Raw genomic sequence first — 1,016 nt, forward strand, 5'->3', positions numbered from 1 at the left:
CTGCTGCTGGCCTTGCTGTTCGGGCTGCCGGTGCTGCTGCTGGCCCTGGCCGCACTCTTCATGCCGCGCCGGCTTGTGCTGGCCGGACGCACCCGGACGGCACGGGGCCTGTGGGCCGTGGCCGTCCTGATGCTGGCCGGCGGCTGGCTCGCCGGGCATGTCGCCTCCGGCGCCAGCGCCGAGGTCCTGGTCACGCCGTTCCCCGGCCCCGCCGTTTCGGCGGCCGCGTTCGCGTTCCTGGGCGCTGCCCTGATCGGAGCCGAAGGGCTCCTGGACGCCGCCGACCGGACCGCCGGTACCGGGCTGGCACGGAAGGTCCTGATCCGCGGCACGGCCGCGGCATCCATGGTCCTGCTGCTGGCCGCCCCCCTGGCCGGGTTCACCGTGTGGACCGCACAAAACCTGCTGCAGCCTACGTCGCAGACACCAACACAGGCACCGGCAGCCACCGCGGGACACTCCGGTCTCGGGACCCCGAGGGTTCCGCCGGGCCGGCCGGTCTGCCGTGGGCACTGCTGCTGGCCTTGCTGTTCGGGCTGCCGGTGCTGCTGCTGGCCCTGGCCGCACTCTTCATGCCGCGCCGGCTTGTGCTGGCCGGACGCACCCGGACGGCACGGGGCCTGTGGGCCGTGGCCGTCCTGATGCTGGCCGGCGGCTGGCTCGCCGGGCATGTCGCCTCCGGCGCCAGCGCCGAGGTCCTGGTCACGCCGTTCCCCGGCCCCGCCGTTTCGGCGGCCGCGTTCGCGTTCCTGGGCGCTGCCCTGATCGGAGCCGAAGGGCTCCTGGACGCCGCCGACCGGACCGCCGGTACCGGGCTGGCACGGAAGGTCCTGATCCGCGGCACGGCCGCGGCATCCATGGTCCTGCTGCTGGCCGCCCCCCTGGCCGGGTTCACCGTGTGGACCGCACAAAACCTGCTGCAGCCTACGTCGCAGACACCAACACAGGCACCGGCAGCCACCGCGGGACACTCCGGTCTCGGGACCCCGAGGCTCGTCCAGCCTGCCCAGGCCCGC

At 74.5% G+C, this 1,016-nt stretch carries 2 pseudogenes; both read left to right on the forward strand.

Annotated elements, in window-relative coordinates:
• Positions 1–642 (forward strand): annotated as a pseudogene (locus Y706_RS29805) (hypothetical protein); the annotation flags it as partial.
• Positions 630–1,016 (forward strand): annotated as a pseudogene (locus Y706_RS29810) (glycosyltransferase family 2 protein); the annotation flags it as partial. The pseudogenes Y706_RS29805 and Y706_RS29810, both read left to right, overlap by 13 nt.

The organism is Arthrobacter sp. I3 (assembly GCF_000520575.1).
Lineage (GTDB): Bacteria > Actinomycetota > Actinomycetes > Actinomycetales > Micrococcaceae > Arthrobacter > Arthrobacter humicola_A.